At 62.2% G+C, this 16,578-nt stretch carries 18 protein-coding genes; 7 read left to right on the forward strand and 11 right to left on the reverse strand.

Translation table 11 applies throughout. The features are described 5' to 3' along the window. Positions 1-307 precede the first annotated feature (307 nt). The 5 genes from ACQKPS_RS00875 (at position 308) to ACQKPS_RS00895 (ending at position 3,526) form a co-directional block, all read left to right on the forward strand. Entirely contained in the window at positions 308-901 is a 594-nt protein-coding gene (locus tag ACQKPS_RS00875; RefSeq protein ID WP_427602154.1) for a hypothetical protein, read from the forward strand. After that, positions 901-1,326 carry a phage holin family protein gene (locus tag ACQKPS_RS00880; RefSeq protein WP_427602156.1) on the forward strand — a complete coding sequence of 142 codons (426 nt, stop codon included), beginning with the start codon at positions 901-903 and terminating at the stop codon, positions 1,324-1,326. Before ACQKPS_RS00875 ends, ACQKPS_RS00880 begins: the two co-directional genes overlap by 1 nt. After that, positions 1,323-2,129: a DUF3618 domain-containing protein gene (locus ACQKPS_RS00885; RefSeq protein ID WP_427602158.1), complete on the forward strand. Its 807-nt coding sequence runs from the start codon at positions 1,323-1,325 to the stop codon at positions 2,127-2,129. The genes ACQKPS_RS00880 and ACQKPS_RS00885 overlap by 4 nt, the downstream gene beginning before the upstream one ends. Positions 2,130-2,223: 94 nt before the next feature. Further along, positions 2,224-2,949 carry a DUF72 domain-containing protein gene (locus ACQKPS_RS00890; RefSeq protein ID WP_427602160.1) on the forward strand — a complete coding sequence of 242 codons (726 nt, stop codon included), beginning with the start codon at positions 2,224-2,226 and terminating at the stop codon, positions 2,947-2,949. A 67-nt stretch (positions 2,950-3,016) separates the two neighbouring features. Beyond that, on the forward strand, positions 3,017-3,526 hold the full coding sequence (locus tag ACQKPS_RS00895) for a hypothetical protein (RefSeq protein ID WP_427602162.1): 510 nt from the start codon (positions 3,017-3,019) through the stop codon (positions 3,524-3,526). Between the two features lie 22 nt (positions 3,527-3,548). Here ACQKPS_RS00895 and ACQKPS_RS00900 read toward each other — a convergent pair whose 3' ends face one another. The 7 genes from ACQKPS_RS00900 to ACQKPS_RS00930 all read right to left on the reverse strand — a co-directional run bounded on the left by ACQKPS_RS00900 (position 3,549) and on the right by ACQKPS_RS00930 (position 10,278). Next, on the reverse strand, positions 3,549-4,766 hold the full coding sequence (locus tag ACQKPS_RS00900; protein ID WP_427602163.1) for an amidohydrolase family protein: 1,218 nt from the start codon (positions 4,764-4,766) through the stop codon (positions 3,549-3,551). A gap of 126 nt (positions 4,767-4,892) precedes the next feature. Next, positions 4,893-5,078 (reverse strand): hypothetical protein, encoded by a 186-nt coding sequence (locus ACQKPS_RS00905; RefSeq protein ID WP_313201238.1) that lies wholly within the window; start codon positions 5,076-5,078, stop codon positions 4,893-4,895. Between the two features lie 318 nt (positions 5,079-5,396). Continuing rightward, complete coding sequence (locus tag ACQKPS_RS00910; protein WP_254480533.1) at positions 5,397-6,170, reverse strand: AraC family transcriptional regulator; 774 nt, start codon at positions 6,168-6,170, stop codon at positions 5,397-5,399. Positions 6,171-6,201: 31 nt separating this feature from the next. Further along, on the reverse strand, positions 6,202-7,434 hold the full coding sequence (locus ACQKPS_RS00915) for an MFS transporter (protein ID WP_427602166.1): 1,233 nt from the start codon (positions 7,432-7,434) through the stop codon (positions 6,202-6,204). 190 nt (positions 7,435-7,624) lie between these two features. Next, positions 7,625-8,356, reverse strand: coding sequence for a zeta toxin family protein (locus ACQKPS_RS00920; RefSeq protein ID WP_427602168.1), 732 nt, complete (start codon positions 8,354-8,356; stop codon positions 7,625-7,627). Then, positions 8,353-8,622, reverse strand: coding sequence for a hypothetical protein (locus ACQKPS_RS00925; protein ID WP_427602170.1), 270 nt, complete (start codon positions 8,620-8,622; stop codon positions 8,353-8,355). The genes ACQKPS_RS00920 and ACQKPS_RS00925 overlap by 4 nt, the downstream gene beginning before the upstream one ends. A gap of 204 nt (positions 8,623-8,826) precedes the next feature. Further along, positions 8,827-10,278: an alpha/beta hydrolase gene (locus tag ACQKPS_RS00930; RefSeq protein ID WP_313201242.1), complete on the reverse strand. Its 1,452-nt coding sequence runs from the start codon at positions 10,276-10,278 to the stop codon at positions 8,827-8,829. Positions 10,279-10,358: 80 nt separating this feature from the next. Here ACQKPS_RS00930 and ACQKPS_RS00935 point away from each other — a divergent pair, with 80 nt between their 5' ends. Next, entirely contained in the window at positions 10,359-10,832 is a 474-nt protein-coding gene (locus ACQKPS_RS00935) for a sn-glycerol-3-phosphate transporter (protein ID WP_313201243.1), read from the forward strand. A gap of 41 nt (positions 10,833-10,873) precedes the next feature. On the opposite strand, the gene ACQKPS_RS00940 is transcribed toward ACQKPS_RS00935, so the two are convergent. The 4 genes from ACQKPS_RS00940 to ACQKPS_RS00955 all read right to left on the reverse strand — a co-directional run bounded on the left by ACQKPS_RS00940 (position 10,874) and on the right by ACQKPS_RS00955 (position 15,274). Continuing rightward, positions 10,874-12,043, reverse strand: a complete 1,170-nt coding sequence (locus tag ACQKPS_RS00940; RefSeq protein ID WP_313201244.1) for an MFS transporter — start codon at positions 12,041-12,043, stop codon at positions 10,874-10,876. A gap of 63 nt (positions 12,044-12,106) precedes the next feature. Next, on the reverse strand, positions 12,107-12,910 hold the full coding sequence (gene dkgB / locus ACQKPS_RS00945) for a 2,5-didehydrogluconate reductase DkgB (protein ID WP_427602173.1): 804 nt from the start codon (positions 12,908-12,910) through the stop codon (positions 12,107-12,109). A 233-nt stretch (positions 12,911-13,143) separates the two neighbouring features. Continuing rightward, complete coding sequence (locus ACQKPS_RS00950) at positions 13,144-13,638, reverse strand: DUF934 domain-containing protein (protein WP_254480521.1); 495 nt, start codon at positions 13,636-13,638, stop codon at positions 13,144-13,146. Beyond that, entirely contained in the window at positions 13,622-15,274 is a 1,653-nt protein-coding gene (locus ACQKPS_RS00955; protein WP_254480519.1) for a nitrite/sulfite reductase, read from the reverse strand. Before ACQKPS_RS00955 ends, ACQKPS_RS00950 begins: the two co-directional genes overlap by 17 nt. Positions 15,275-15,488: 214 nt before the next feature. Between ACQKPS_RS00955 and ACQKPS_RS00960 the strand changes: the two genes are divergently transcribed. Continuing rightward, positions 15,489-16,565, forward strand: coding sequence for an ABC transporter substrate-binding protein (locus tag ACQKPS_RS00960; protein ID WP_254480518.1), 1,077 nt, complete (start codon positions 15,489-15,491; stop codon positions 16,563-16,565). Positions 16,566-16,578 lie beyond the last annotated feature (13 nt).

Below are 16,578 nucleotides of genomic sequence, written 5' to 3' on the forward strand. Positions count from 1 at the left end.
CGCGAACGTCTGCCTGTTTTTGCTGAAACGCGTCCCGGCCAGCCTGGCTTCGGATGTCTTCGCAGAGATCCAGACGTTGGTAGATGGCCAAGCGGACGGCGAGGTGGGCGTTTCATGCTAGCGGAAACGCCGTTGAAGCATGCGCGGCGGTTATCAGGGGGCTGGTTGATGGCACGATAACCTTTGGATTCTCAAGCAAATGTCACAGGTCATACGCGCTGAACTCCCAGCGATTGGAATGCGTCCCTCGCAAGAATGCCGCTCAAAAACGGGCATTCATCCCCAATCAGCTTCGAGGGTTACAACGATGGAAAAGACCGACCAAAGCTCGACATCCCCGCCCGGCAACCTCCAGGACCATGTGCAAGCCATCAATCAAGAGGCCGGAGCGTTGCTGGGTGAAGCCAAGCATCAGGGCAGCGAACAATTTGAGCATTATCGCGATACTGCAGCCGACCAGCTCGATTCGCTGAAGGAGGGCGCGCGATCGGCGGCGTCGGCGCTGGAAGGCAGCGACAGCCTGGGACTTTCGCAGTATTTGAGCCAGGCGGCTGAATGTGTGGGCGAGTTTGCCGAACAGGTTCGTCATGAAAGCGCCGAGAGCCTGCTACACCGCGGCGCACAACTTGCCCGCAGCAACCCGGCACTGTTTCTGGCCGGTAGCGTTGCGGTCGGCTTTGCCGTGTCACGTTTCCTCCGCGCCAGTGCTACTCATGAATCAAGCCGTGCTGCGAGCGATGCTCTCCGCCCGTCGCATCCTGCCCAGCCAGAAACACCCGACAGAGGCAGCGACGTATCCACCAGCGCACTCTACACCCCGACCGATCCCATCGGGGCAGGTGCCGGCACGCCGGTCAGCGGCAGCCCGTTCGAGCGCGACCCGCTCAAAGGAGGTGAATGATGAACAACGACCCTTTGCATAACACAGGCTTGCACACCTCGGAAAACGATGCGGTCGGCGTGGGTGGGCTGCTGCGCCAATTGATGCGGGAAGTGCCCGAGCTGTTCACCAAGGAACTGGCGCTGGCCAAGGCTGAATTGCAGCATAACCTGGCCACCCTGAAGACGGGTACGGCGGCGGTGGCAGCCGGGGCGATCGTGGTGCTGGCGGGTTTCGTCATCCTCCTGATGGCCGCGGTCTATGCGTTGGCGCTGGTGGTCGCGCCGTGGTTGGCAGCGTTGATCGTCGGCGCAGTCACGGTAGTGATTGGCTTCATCATGCTGCAGTCTGGCAAGAAGCAATTCGAGCCCGGCCAGTTGGCACCTGATCGCACCTTGCATGCCATGCAACAGGACAAGGACACGCTGAAGAGGAAATTGCCATGACCACGCCTTTCGAGACTGATGCGCAAAAAGACCCGCAGCTGCTGGAACAGGAAATCAACGCCAAGCGCGAGCATATCAGCGACCTGGTGGATGCCCTCGAACAGCGCCTGAGCCCGGGCCAGATGCTTGACCGGGTGTTGGCCTATTCCAAAGGCCATGGCGGCGAGTTTTTCCAGAACCTCGGCACCACGCTTAAAAACAACCCAGTACCCGCTACCTTGACGGTGCTGGGCCTGGCTTGGCTGGGCCTGAACCAGAACCGCCCGTTCAACCCTGGGCCGGCGCACGACGGTCCCGGATTGGGCGATAAACTCGGCGATGCCGTAGACACGGTAAAAGATGCCTTCGCCCATGCCGGCGAAGCGATGCACGACGCAAGCCAGAAAGCACGCATGAAGGCCCACGACATGCGTGATCGGGCCAGTGAGCTGGGCAGCGGTGCGCGCGATTCCGTTGGGGCGTCAGCGGATAACCTGCGCAGTACCGCACACAGGGTTGCGGGCCAGACCACGGCATTGAAGGGGCAATTCGAACATCTGCTGCAGGAACAGCCGCTGGTACTGGCGGCCTTGGGCATAGCCCTGGGTGCGGCATTGGGGGCGGCGTTACCGGGCACGCACAAAGAAGACCAGCTGATGGGCGCCAGCAGTGACCGGTTGACCGACACCCTCAAGGCCAAGGGCAGCGAGGTGAAGACGTCGGTCGAGCAGTCCATGCAGCAGGCGGGTGATGCCGGCTCATCACAGGCGGGCCGCAAAGCTGAAGGTTCTGACCTTTCTGCCGGGCTGGGTTTCACCCCATGATGGCAAGCCCATGTCTCGCCAGCCCTTTCAATACGCAAAGGGCTGGTGTTCATCCCGCTCCATTATCAGTAACGGGTAAGCAGGGAGGACCAGCATGATCCACCTGGGGTGTGCGGGTTGGAGCCTGCCAAGTCGCTATGCCGAGCACTTTCCACAGTCGGGGTCCCACCTGCAACGCTACGCTGCCCGGCTGAACGCAGTGGAAATCAACAGTTCGTTCTACCGGCCCCATCGGCCAGAAACCTACGCGCGCTGGGCTTCGTCTGTGTCTGAAGGTTTTCTCTTCGCCGTGAAGGTACCCAAAAGGATCACCCATGAGCTGCGCTTGCAGGGCTGCGAGAGCCCGCTTGCCGAATTCCTCGCCCAATGTGGGCAACTGGGTAGCCGCCTGGGGTGCCTGTTGATACAGCTACCACCTTCGCTGACCTATGATCACGCCGTTGCGCGGCGCTTTTTCGAAAAAGTCCGTGAACACTATGAAGGCCCGCTGGCTTTGGAGCCGAGGCACAGCAGCTGGCATGACGCACAAGCGTTATTGATTGATCAGCAGGTAGCTCAGGTTGCGGCCAACCCGGCGCGATTCGGCACCGACGCGTCGCCGGCTGGATGGCCAGGCCTGAACTATTGGCGCTTGCACGGCGAACCACGGATCTATCACAGCGAGTATTCGGGTGAGTACCTGAATGGTTTGGCTGAACAGTTGCAACGCAGTTGCGCAGCCGGACAGCGTACCTGGTGTATCTTCGACAATACTGCATCGGGTGCAGCGACCGCCAATGCGCTGGAGTTGCAGCGTCGTTTGTCGATGCCGGCAGGTTGAGCGTGTTCAAACGGGACAACCGCAGCCAGACGCTGCTGATCGGATACTGAAAAGCCCCAGGAATGTAATGAGAAAGTACCTCACCGTAGCAATCGCACTGCTGGCCTCGCTGATGCTCAGCGCCTGCTCCACACCCGGCACAGCAAACCCACCCAGTACACCGGCAAGCACTGCGCCCAGGTACCTGAATAGCGACCTGTATGGCGTCTGGTACTCCAACGCCGATAATGGCACGTCCCAGGTGCTGTCGTTGTTGCTGCTCAGGGCAGACGGTTCGGCCACCGACTTCCTGATCCTCAGCGAAAAGAACTCAATGCAGAAGATCGTGCAGCAGTCGTCCTGGACGTTTGATGCCGAACACAACAGGTTCGAGCAGACCGTCAGCGAAGTTTCCATCCAGAACGGCAAGGCGCCTGCACAGGTTACTCATCCCCACGAAGTCATCCGGGCATCGGTCGAGCTGGTCAAGCTGGACAACAAGGTGATGGGCATCAAATTCAAACGGGAAGACGGCGAGGTCACCGGTTACCTCAAGGGCAGCGCCGCCATGCTCGAGAAACTCAAGCACATCCAGTAAGCGCGCCTCGCCAGGGGCCCCGCTAGCGACGCAGTTCGGTGGCGAACTGCGCAGCCTTCAGCTGCAACTGCGCAGGCCCACCCCAGAACCTGCCGTGGCGCACGATCACCCGTTCATGAACGGCGGCCGCCACCGCCGCTGCTGCATTCGGCGCCTTGAACAGAATGAAGCTGGCTTCATTGCCCACCTTCAACCCGTAATCCTGCTTGCCCATCACCCCGGCGCTGGCCACGGTCGCCATTTCCAACGCGATGCGCAGTTCCTCGTCGGTATTGAAACCGGAGCGGTAACTGACCAGCATCGCCCGCTGCAGCATGTCGCCGTTGCCATAGGGCCACCAGGCGTCCTGGATATTGTCGTTGCCAGTGAACACCCGCACGCCACCGGCGCGCAGGCGCAGTACAGGCGGGAAGGCGTGGTCACCGGGGGCATTGGTCATGATCGAAACGCCGGCAAGGGCCAGCACGTCGGCAGTGCGGTCAACCTCGGCGTCACTGACATCACCCAGGCCATAGGCATGGCTGACCGCCACCAGGCCTTGCATGCCCAGTGCCTGGGTATGGGCGGCGATACGCTCGAGCTGGGCGATGCAGCTGTCGCCCGGCTCGTGCAGGTGAATGTCCACCTTCACGCCATGGCGGTCGGCAATACCGAAAACGATATCAAGCTGGGCTTCGGCGTCGCCGTCCAGGGTGGTCGGGTCGATGCCTCCGACCACCTGCATACCTTCACGCACGGCGGCTTCCATCACCTCGGCGGTGCCAGGGCAGGTCACTACACCGGCTTGCGGGAAAGCCACCAGCTCGATGTCGATCAGGTCTTTCCACTTGTCGCGGGCCTCAAGAACGGCGCGCAAGTTGGCCAGGCCAGTAGTGGCGTCGACGTCGACATGGCAGCGCATGGCCAGGGTGCCGAACGAGGTGGCCTGGCGGATCAGCGCGTCGGCGCGTTCGATGATCGGTGGAGCGCTGGCGAGTTCGCGTTTTTCCACGGCCAGGCGTTCGCGCAGGCTGGCGACCGGCTGGTGCGGGCGCCAGCGGTCACCGACGAAACTTTTGTCCAGATGAATGTGGCCGTCAACGAAGCCGGGCAGCACCAGCAGGCCTTCCAGGTCGATGGTCTCAATGGCGGCGGTGTGGGCGCGCTGCGGGCCGAGGTGGCTGATGCGTCCGCCGCGCACGGCGATGTTCAGGGGTAGCCCATCGGCGTCGATGGCATTGATGAACTCACGGTCGTTCATGAGGGGGCCTTTGTTTCCCAGGCTTGAGTAGCGTCATACGGTAGGGATGATCCAGCCCCCTCACAAATTAATTATCAGGATCGACCGCAGTGCATTTCTTGATACAGCCAAGGGCCGTTTGCGTTTCTACTGCAACGTCGGCGGTTTCGCCTCCGCAGGCAATGCAGCCACCACGGCTTCGATGCGCGAAATTTCCTGCGCCAGTCGTTCAGCGTCCTGATGCTTGCCTGCGGCCCTCAAGCGATCCCGTTCACGACGCAGATTGAGCAGGTTTTTCTGCAAGGCCAGTCCAGATTTGTTGTATTGATCCATGTTTCTCTCGCGGCATTGGCGTCCGTGCCGTTGTAGGAAAAATGGACCGTAACAGTGACAAAATCTTGCGGAAACTGGGGTTTCATACAGGAAAGAGCCGATGCGGGGATTCTGCCTACAGCGACTGGAAGAAACGTCCTACAAATCCGCCTGCGGGCTGTTTCAATTCATGTGCATTGGATGTCTGCCAAATGCCCGTGTTTGCTGAGTTTCTCGGCAGGCGGCCGTCGCCATGAGCGTGGCCAGCGCAGCCAAGGCGTTTTCGCTTCGGCTGCAACTTCATGTAGCAATTGCCAGGTGGCATGCAGTTGGCGGCGGTCACTTGAAGAACTGACTGGGCGTGATGCCGAACTGGCGCTTGAACATGCTGGCGAACGCACTGGGGCTGTCATAGCCCAGCGTGGCGGCGACATCGACGATGCGTTCGCCCAACGCGATGCGCTCCAGCGCCTGCATCAGGCGCGCCTGTTGGCGCCACTGGCCGAATGTCATGCCGGTTTCCTTGCGGAACAGGCGCTGGATGGTCTTCTCGTCAACGCCCAGGTGCACGCCCCAGTCGGCGAGGGTCGACGTGTCGTGGGGGCGTGCCTGCAAGGCTGAGCAGAGCGTGCGCAGGCGTTTGTCGCTGGGCTGCAACAGCTTCAGCGGCAAGGTCGGCAGCACGCAGATTTCGTCGAGGATCAGGCGCATGATCCGCGCTTCGCGTGAGTCCTCGACAAAAGGGCCGGCAAAGTCGACCGACGCCTTGATCAGCTCGCTGAGCAGCGGCGAGATGCTGATGGCCTTGCTTTGCAGCGGCAGTTCGAGCGCTGTATCAGGGCGCACGAACACGCTGCGCATCTTCACGTCACCGACGCAGCGGATGGCGTGCACCTGGCCGCTGGGCATCCAGATGCCGCGGCTGGGTGGCACAGTCCAGCGCTCGGCCTCGGACTCGACCAGCATCAGCCCCTTGATGGCGTAGATCAGTTGGTGCTTGGCGTGCGAATGAGGGGCGATGTACCAGTCTGGCGGGTAGTCGGTTGCCCGGCTGCCCACCTCCCAGGTCCATTCATCGACCTCCATCAGCAGTTCGTGCTGGGGTTTGACCATGATCGTGTCCAGTCCAACAGGCGCGGCCATCTTAGCAGCAGCGGGCAGGCCGTGCTTTAGAGCGGGTGGCCGGCAGCAGCGCGGTGGCCAAGCCCAGCAGCGGCAGGAACGAGATCACCTGGTAGACCCACTCGATGCCATGCAGATCGGCCAGTTCGCCGAGGCCTGCAGCGCCGATGCCGCTGATGCCGAACATCAGGCCGAACATCACACCCGAGACCATGCCGACGCGGCCAGGCACTGCCTCCTGCGCGTACACCACCAGTGCGGCGAAGGCCGATGACATCACCAGGCCGATGGCAACCGCCAGCACGGCAGTCCAGGCCAGGTTGGCATAGGGCAGGGCGAGGGCGAACGGGGCTACACCGAGGAACGAGATCCATATCACCGCCTTGCGCCCGATACGGTCGCCCACCGGCCCGCCGGCAAAGGTGCCCAGGGCCACGGCAGCAAGGAACACGAACAGGTACAACTGGCTTTGCTGCACGCTCAGGCCGAAGTGTTCGATCAGGTAGAAGGTGAAGTAGTTGGTGAACGACGCGATGTAGACGAACTTGGCGAACATCAGCACGGCGATCACGCCCACTGCGCGCCACATGGCGCCCGTGGACAACCCCGGTGCCTGTTGCCCGGCCAGGCCCTTGAGCTGGGACTGGCCGTGGCGGATGGTCCAGCCAGTGACGCGCAGCAGCACGAAGATCGCCAGGGCGGCCGCCAGCATGAACCAGGCGATGGCAGGCTGACCGTGGGGGATGACGATGGCGGCGGTCAACAGCGGGCCAATGGCGGAACCGGTGTTGCCGCCGACCTGGAAGGTGGACTGTGCGGTGCCGAAGCGCCCGCCGGAGGCCATGCGCGCCACCCGTGAGGCTTCGGGATGGAAGGTCGCCGAGCCGATACCCACCACGGCAGCGGCGAACAGCAACATCGCGTAGCTGTCGGCGAAGGCGAGCAGCGCGATACCCACCAGGGTGAACAGCATGCCGGTGGGCAGCAGGTAAGGCATGGGGCGCTTGTCGGTGTACAGGCCGACCCACGGCTGCAGCAGCGAGGCGGTGACCTGGTAGATCAGGGCGATCCAGCCGATCTGGGCGAAGCTCAGCGAGAAGTCGCTCTTGAGCATCGGGTAGATCGACGGCAGCACGGCTTGGATCAGGTCGTTGAGCAGGTGGGCGAAGGCGGCGGCACCGACGATGCGGACCAGAAAGCCCTGGGGTTGGTCGGCGGCGCTGGGTGGGGCCAAGGTGGCGGCAGGAGTCGTCATGGGCGAGGCTCTTTTTCGAATGATGGCAAGGCATTGCCCGACGAAGGTTATCCAGCCGGGCAATGCCTGTCTCACGCCGAACAGGCACTCACTGTCGCGATTCGGACATCCGCCTCTATCAGCACCGGCTGCTCGGCCCCGCCCTGCACGCGGCGGAACGGTGACACGCCTTCCTCGCCTTTGCCAGTTTTCAGGGCTCGACTTCGTCGACGTACGCATCGAAGAACCAGTCAGGAATCTGTTCAGCCCGGTACTCAAGCTCGGTGCCTTCAGTAATCTCCGCCAGCCATACAGCACACTCACCTGAGTTGTCGAACACGTAGGCGCGATTGCTGACTGCGATAGCGTCCGGCAGCAAGTCCAATGCCCGTGCGTAGCGTTCTCTGACCAGATCTGGTCTGACTGGATGCCCACCTTCCTGCACTCGAATATGTACCCGGTCGATATTGATTTCAGGGTTTTCAGTCGAGACGAAGTAAAGGTAAGTACGGTAGCCCCGCGCTTGGGCACTGCGCATGAACTCGACCTTGCTGGGGTGCGACATGACAGTTTCGAAACTGAAGCTGACACCCTCATCGAGCAAGCGGTGCCGAATGAAGTCAGACAAAACGGAGGCGAAATAGGAATTCACCTTGATCTGCCGATAGTCGACGCTCGAGCCGTGCAGCCCCAGCATTCTGGCTTCATCAGTCAGTTGCTTCTGCCGTATCAGGTAGTGATCGGTGTGAAATAGAACCAGCTCAGCCAGGCTGGCTTCGATTTCAAAGGCTGCCAGGTCGATAAAGCCAGTGGCCTTGGCTTCTCTCTCCAATTCATCGGCATTCACGAAAATTCGCGTGAGGGCTGCCGGCAAGTCAGCCTTTATCGTACTTTTGCCAGATCCATTGGGGCCGGCGAATACCCGAAGCCTGCGAGCCTTCACTGGGTCGGATTCTCGCTGACCTTCCTTACGCTGATCTTCTCGCCAATATTGACTTTGCGCCGGGGTTTGGCCTTGGCCACGACCGTTCTGGAGCCGTCAGCAGCAACCCGCACGAGGTGGCCATCATCCGTGCGCAGTACGCCGTGCCGGCTCACTTGCAACGCCCGCAGATAAGCGGAATGCGTCGCTTCAGCGGCGCAGTCGGGAATCAACTGCTCCAGTGCGTCGAGCTCGGTTTCAGTGGCTTGCTTGGCTTTTGCAGCCATGGGTAGATACCTCCAGACAACCTGAAACAGATTGTGTGCATAGGGGGCATCATAGCGCTGGCACGGTAAAAAGGCATCAAAGGATGGCATCTTGGCGGTCCTGATAAAAGGTCGTGCCTGAGTGTGGCACGAAGGCGCTTAGCTGATTTCGCCATGACGTGTAGTCCAATTCTGATTCATTGCCCAATTCGGCCGCTGGCCGCTTCAGCGCAACTGCAATCTTTCATCTATCCCCTCCAGCATCACCCTGAAGAACGGATTCGAAGTGGCCCGCGAAAAGCTTCCCGCATCCACGATCAACGCCCCGCGTTCCCCGCGCATGTTCAAACTGCCCAGGTTCACCCCGTAATTTTCCTGGCCACCAGGCTGCTGCCCATACAGCGGATCGTCGATGGGGAAGGGCAGTGCCACATGGGACAGCGAGATCAGGCTGGGCGGATACTGCGCATCCAGCATGTGTTCGCTAGCCGTGGTTGCCTGGGCCGCGAAGCGTGTCGACTTGAGCTGCGCATTGCCCGGCCCTCGGGTTGCTATCAAGGTGCGTGCATAGGGGCGGGCCCGAGGGGCGAACATCCTGTCACGCAGGGCCGCCACCGACGGCCTGAGCATCTCGTCGATACCCAGCGAAGCATTGGTATCGAACACCACCAGCTCACTGCCATTGGCGGGCAGGCGGTCGTACAGGTCGGTCTGGATGGCTTCAGTGCTGACCGTGCCATCGACCAGTGATTGATAGGTGAGAACCGCTGGCAGCGTGGCCAGGCGTTGCGGTTTGCGGGCTTCAGCGGCCAGCTGCTGGCGCACGGCTTCGGTCAGCTCGTAGGACTGGCGCGCGGCATTGACCGGGAACGAGTTGTACTTGAACGGGTTGAATTCGGGCAGCACGCTCAGCCAGGCGGCCTTGGCGAACGCCGGGAACAGTGCGGGCAGACCAGCGATGCCGGCAAAGCGGGCAAAGCGGCTGACGCCAATCATGGGTGAGATCAGCACCAGGTGGGCAGGCCTGGCCAGATGCGCGTCCTGCAGGGTGTCGAGGCTGTATTTGACGGCCAGTGCGCCGCCATTGGAGAACCCGACGATGTACAGCGGGGTGCCTGCGGGCGCGCGGCGGGTAGCTTCGCGAACGGCCAGGCGGGTAGTGGCCATCCAGTCTTCCCAGTGGGCTGCAGTGAGGCCGGCCGGGACCGTGCCATGCCCAGGCAAGCGCGGGGCGACCACCACATAGCCCAGCGCCTGAAAGTGCCGGGCGAAGTGGCGCAGGCTGTAAGGCGAGTCGGTCAAGCCGTGCAGCAGCACCACCGCGCCCTTGGCGGTCTGCCTGGGTTCGGCGATGTAGGAACGGTTCCAGTCATGGCTGAGATTACCCGGGAACACCCGGCTGCTGGCCATGTAGCGGTTGTAGGCGGATGGCTGCTCGCTGGCCAGTTGCTCGCGCATCTCCCGGTTGACCTGGTTGAATACACGTTGTTCGGCAGCGAGATAATCGCCCCAGCTGGCGTGGTCGATGTCGCTGGCTGGCATCTCATCCGGCACGTAGGTGTGCCACGGCTCCAGCTGGAAATCGGCAATCACGGTGATCCGCAGGGCGAACAGCGCAGCGGCCAGCAGGGCCACTACCACGAGTACCACAGCCACCAGCAAACGGCGTATCGGCATCATTCCTCCCTGGACTTTTCGTATGGCGCGTTCGGGCCGGCCCGGCTAGTGTCACTGGATTGTCCAGCGAGGCATCGAGCATGAACAGGACGTCAATTGCAGCGGTCGGGCTGCTGGCAGTGAGTCTGGCCGCAATTGCCGAAGAAGGCGAGCGCGAGGGGGATTATTGGTATGTGCAGACCAGCGCCTATACCAGGCACTGGACCCACGACCCGGAACACAACAACCACCAGGAATTGATCGGCATCGAGCGTATCTACACCGACGGCCTGCTATGGGGCGCGGCGACCTTCAAGAACTCGTTCTACCAGCGCTCTTACTACGCCTACCTGGGCAAGGTCTGGGAGCACGAGCGCTATCCCGTGTATGCCAAGCTGAGCGCCGGCCTGATCGAGGGCTACAAGGGCGAATATGACGACAAGATCCCGTTGAACCACTTCGGCGTTGCGCCGGTGATCATTCCGTCGTTCGGCGTGCATTGGGGGCCGGTGGGGGCCGAGTTCGTGGTGCTGGGAGGGGCTGCGGGGATGATCAACGTGGGGTTGAGATTCTGACAGGTAGCGCCGCTCTCTCAGGTGCGGCGCTATCCATGAGGTCAGGCGGTGCCCAGGGTTTTATCCGCAGCCTTGCTGCGCCCACCGAGCCATACCAGCAGCAACCCGGCAGCCGCCAGCACGCCACCCGCCATCGGCACTGCGGCATAGCCGAGGTTCAGGCTGATTACCGCGCCGCCCAAGGCTGCGCCAAGCGCGTTACCCAGATTGAACGCACCGACGTTGATCGACGACGCCAGCCCAGGTGCCTCGATGGCGGCGATCATCACCCGCATCTGCAGTGGCGGCACCACGGCAAAGGTGAACATGCCCCACACCAGCAAAGCGATGGCGGCACCGATATGGCTGCCCAGAACCAGCGGCATCGACAGCATGATCACCGCCAGCACGCCGAGGAAGATTCGCGCCGAGCCGTCCAGCGACCAGTCGGCCAGGCGCCCACCCAGGCTGTTGCCCAAGGTGAAGCCAACGCCGATCAGCACCAGGCCAAGGGTGACGAAGCTGTCCGAGGCGCCGGTCAGTTCCGCCAGCACCGGTGCCACGTAGGTATACAAGGTGAACATGGCGCCAGCCCCCAGCACCGTGGTGGCCATTGCCAGCAGCACGCTGGGGCGGGCAATCACTGCCAGTTCCTTGCGCACATGCGGCACGCTGCCACGCTCACCCTTGGGCAGGGCATACCACAGGGCCGCCATGGCCAGCAGGCCAAGCACCGCAGTGCCAGCGAAGGCCATGCGCCAGCCGACCTGTTGGCCAACCCAGGTGGCCGCCGGCACACCGCCGATGTTGGCGATGGTCAGGCCCATGAACATGGTTGCCACGGCGCTGGCCTGTTTTTCCTTAGGCACGACACTGGCGGCCACCACGGCGCCCAGGCCGAAGAAAGCGCCATGGTTGAGGCTGGTGACCAGGCGTGAGGCGAGCAGGGTGTAATAGTCTGGCGACAGCGCCGAGAGCAGGTTGCCCAGGGTGAAAATCGCCATCAATGCCATCAGCGCCGCGCGTTTGCCGAAGCGGCTGAACAGCAATGTCATGATCGGCGCACCGACCATGACGCCGATGGCATAGGCGGTAATCAGCATGCCAGCGCTGGGGATGCTGACGTCCACGCCCTGGGCGATCACCGGTAGCAGGCCCATTGGCGTGAATTCGGTGGTGCCGATGCCAAAGGCACCGATGGCCAGGGCGAACAGGACACGTCCGGCTTTCATAGTGCAGGCTCCTGCGCGGTTTGATGAACGTGCTGCAATCGGTATTCGGCAACAGTCATGGCATCAGTCCCAGATCGGCGCCAGGCCTTCAGGGCTGACTTCGCGGGCATTGCGCTCGAGCTTGGCGATACGGGTCATGTCCTCGTCATCCAGGTGCAGGTCGCGGGCGAGCAGGTTGCTGGCCAGGTTTTCGCGCTTGGTCGAAGACGGGATGACCGCGTAACCGAGCTGCAGGGCCCAGGCCAGCGCAACCTGGGCGACGGTGGCCTTGTGCTTGTCGGCGATCTCGGCCAGTACCGGGTCTTTCAGCACCTTGCCGTAGGCCAGGGTCATGTACGAAGTGACGGTGATGCCTTGTTCCTTGAGGAACGCGGTCAGCTTGCTGTTTTGCAGGTACGGGCTGAGCTCGATCTGGTTGGTGGCGATTTCGCCTTTGCCGACCACGGCGATGGCCTGGCGGGTCAGCTCGATGTTGAAGTTGGACACGCCGATCTGACGGGTCAGGCCCAACGTCTTGGCTTCGGCCAAGGCTTCCATGTATTCGGCCAGTTCAACGCCGTTGCCTGGGGCCGGCCAGTGGATCAGCAACAGGTCGACATAGTTGGTGCGCAGTTTCTCCAGGCTGTCGCGCAGGCTGGGGATCAGCTTGTCGGCGGCGTAGTTTTCAACCCAGATCTTGGTGGTGATGAACAACTCGCTGCGTGGTACGCCGCTTTCGGCGATGGCCTGGCCGACGTCAGCTTCGTTCTTGTAGATCTGCGCCGTGTCGATGACCCGGTAGCCCAGTTCCAGGGCCGACTTGACCGAATCGATGACGGCTTGGCCGGTGAGGCGGAAAGTGCCGAGGCCGAAGGATGGAATGCTCATGAATCTGCTCCAGGTGAGTAGAAAGTTGACCGCGCCGAGCCTGGTTGCTCGGCTTCGGTCGATCTCGAATGGGTAGCAGTGTGCGGGTTTGCGGGCGATTGATTAAGGCTGGGCAAGGCCAAGGTCATTTGACTGGTAGTCACGAATAGGCAGCATGCTTGTGATCTTGGCAAAGGCAATTGCGCAAATGAAACGGCCCGCCAAGGCGGGCCGTAGGGCACTGCGGCTGACGATCAGCGGCGGCGGAACAGCGGCAGCGGCTCGTCGGTGGCGCCCTGGTAGGTCACCGAGAAATCCTTCAGGCTTTGCAGGGCGTCTTCCGGGTCCTTGTCGGCACGCAGGGCAAATGCGTCGAAGCCGCAGCGGGCCATGAAGAACAGTTGGTCGCGCAGCACGTCGCCGATGGCGCGCAGCTCGCCCTTGAAACCATAGCGGTCACGCAGCAGGCGCGCGTTGGAATAGCTGCGCCCGTCGGTGAAGGCCGGGAAGTTCAGGGCGATGACCTGGAAGTGCTGCACGTCCTCGCCGATTTCTTCCGCTTCTTGGTCGCTGTCCAGCCACACGCCCAGGCCGCCGTCGCGGGCCTTGAGCACGTGGGCGTGGTCGCGCCACAACTGCAGCGGGACGATGTAGTCGTCGCAGTTGGTCAGCTCGTCGAGCGAGGTGTCCTTGGGCAGCAGGTGCCAGGTTTCGTCGACGATCTGGTTGTTCTTAATGATTCGCTGCATAGACGCGTTCCTTGAAGGGGTCGATGCCGATACGCTGGTAGGTGTCGATGAAACGCTCTTCCTCGGTACGTTGCTCGACGTACACGGCGATCAGCTTCTCGATCACATCGGCCATGTCTTCCTGGGCGAAGGATGGGCCGAGGATCTTGCCAAGGCTCGCGTCGCGCGCGGCGTTGCCGCCCAGCGATACCTGGTAGAACTCCTCGCCCTTCTTGTCCACCCCGAGGATGCCGATGTGGCCGACGTGGTGGTGGCCGCAGGCGTTCATGCAGCCAGAGATGTTCAGGTCGATCTCGCCGATGTCGAACAGGTAGTCCAGGTCGTCGAAACGGCGCTGGATCGATTCGGCGATCGGGATCGACTTGGCGTTGGCCAGCGAGCAGTAGTCCCCGCCCGGGCAGCAGATGATGTCGGTCAGCAGGCCGATGTTCGGTGTGGCGAAGCCGTTTTCGCGCAGCTCCATCCACAGCGCGTGCAGTTGGCGCTGCTCGACGTCGGCGAGGATGATGTTCTGCTCGTGGGAGGTGCGCAGGAAGCCGAAGCTGTAGCGCTCGGCGAGGTCGGCCACGGCGTCCAGCTGCTTGTCGGTCAGGTCGCCCGGGGCAACGCCGGTCGGCTTCAGCGACAGGGTCACGGCCACGTAGCCAGGGCGCTTGTGGGCGCGGGTGTTACGCGAGCGCCAGCGGGCGAAGCCCGGGAACTCGGCATCCTGGGCGCTGTAGTCGACGTTGTCGAGGGGCAGGTAATCCGGGTCGACGAAGTGGCGCGAGACGCGCTGGACTTCTTCCTCGGTCAGGGTAGTGCTGCCGCCACGCAGGTAGGCCATTTCGGCCTCGACCTTCTCGGCGAACACTTCCGGGGTCAGCGCCTTGACCAGGATCTTGATCCGCGCCTTGTACTTGTTGTCACGACGACCGTAACGGTTGTACACGCGCAGGATGGCATCGAGGTAGCTGATCAGGTCCTGCCACGGCAGGAACTCGTTGATGAACGAACCGACCACCGGGGTACGGCCCAGGCCACCACCGACCAGCACGCGGAAGCCCAGCTCGCCCGCGGCGTTGCGCACCGGCTCCAGGCCGATGTCGTGCACTTCGATGGCGGCGCGGTCTTCTTTCGAGCCGTTGATGGCAATCTTGAACTTGCGCGGCAGGTAAGCGAATTCCGGGTGGAAGGTGGTCCACTGGCGGACGATTTCGCACCAGGGGCGCGGGTCGACGATTTCATCCGCAGCAACACCGGCGAACTGGTCGGTGGTGGTGTTGCGCAGGCAGTTGCCGCTGGTCTGGATCGCGTGCATCTGCACGGTGGCCAGTTCGGCGAGAATATCCGGGATGTCTTCCAGCGCTGGCCAGTTGAACTGCACGTTCTGGCGGGTGGAAATGTGGGCGTAGCCCTTGTCGTAGTCGCGGGCGATCTTGGCCAGGGTGCGAACCTGCTTGGCGTTCAGCTGGCCGTACGGCACGGCGACGCGCAGCATCGGCGCGAAACGTTGGATGTAGAGGCCGTTCTGCAGGCGCAGAGGGCGGAATTCTTCTTCGCTCAGCTCACCGGCCAGGTAGCGGCGGGTCTGATCACGGAACTGCTTGACGCGGTCCTCGATGATCCGCTGATCGTACTCGTCGTATACGTACATAAAAGTCCTGTCTCAGGCTGCATGCAGCTATTCGCGCGCACGGCCGCGCACTCCGGTTCGGAGCCGGGGAACGATAGCAGGTTGGGTTTATGCGCTAAAGTGATGTTTTTGCATATGAAAAGAACCAAACGAACTAAGTGAGACTGACTGGCATTTGTTACCCCATCGGACGACGGGTTTATACTCAATGGTTTGTTTCAAAGGGTGTATCCGCATGCTCAAGGCGCTTTGCCAAAGCTTGTGCCTGAGCCTGCCTTTGGCAGCTTCCGCTCAGGCCGCTTCGGTGGTCTTTCTGAATCCTGGCCACTCCGACGAGACGTTCTGGGTCAATTACTCGCGTTTCATGCAGGCCGCCGCCGATGAGCTGGGCATGACCCTGCGGGTCGAGTACAGCGAGCGCGATGCCGCGCTGGCGATGAGCCAGGCCCGGGCGACGCTCGATGGCCCGCAGCGGCCGGACTACCTGGTGCTGGTCAACGAACAGTACCTGGCGCCTGAGATCATTCGCCTGTCACGTGGCACCGGGGTCAAGCTGTTCCTGGTCAACAACGGCCTCACCGCCACCCAGGCACGGAGCATCCAGGCGCAGCCCGACAGATATGGGCAGGTGCTCGGTACCTTGACCGCCAACGATCAGCAGGCAGGCTTTCGCATGCTGCACGAGATGGTCGCGTTGTTGCCCCGAGACAATGAGCCGATCGACCTGGTGGCCTTTGCCGGGGTCAAGACCACCCCGGCTTCGCAATTGCGCGAAGAAGGCATGCGTCAGGCGTTGGCCGACTTTCCCCAGGTGCGCCTGCGCCAGGTGGTGTATGGCGGCTGGAACCGCGAGCGCGCCTACGAGCAAGCCAAACAGTTATTGCAGCGATATCCGCAGACCCGGCTGGTGTGGGCAGCCAACGACCAGATGGCCTTCGGTGCCATGCAGGCGTTCGAGGAAGCCGGGCGCAAGCCTGGACGCGACGTGGTGTTTGCCGCCGTCAACAGTTCACCGCAAGCCTTGCGCGCCCGTATCGATGGGCGCCTGGGCGTGCTGATGGGTGGGCACACCACGCTGGGGGGCTGGGCCATGGTGCTGCTGCACGACGATGCCCAGGGCCTGCAGGTCAACCGCGACGGTAAGCAGGAGCACGTGCTGCCCGTGCTGCAGTCGATCGACCAGGCCAAGGCACGGCGTTGGCTGAAGCTGTTGGAACGCGACGACTACGGTGTCGATTTCCAGCATTACAGCGCCCAAGGGCAGCCGCCGAGTTACCAGTACCCGTTTCTCACGTCACCCGTCGACTATTGAAAGACCTTGCTTG

The organism is Pseudomonas sp. NPDC086566 (genome assembly GCF_050280885.1).
Taxonomy (GTDB): domain Bacteria; phylum Pseudomonadota; class Gammaproteobacteria; order Pseudomonadales; family Pseudomonadaceae; genus Aquipseudomonas; species Aquipseudomonas vlassakiae.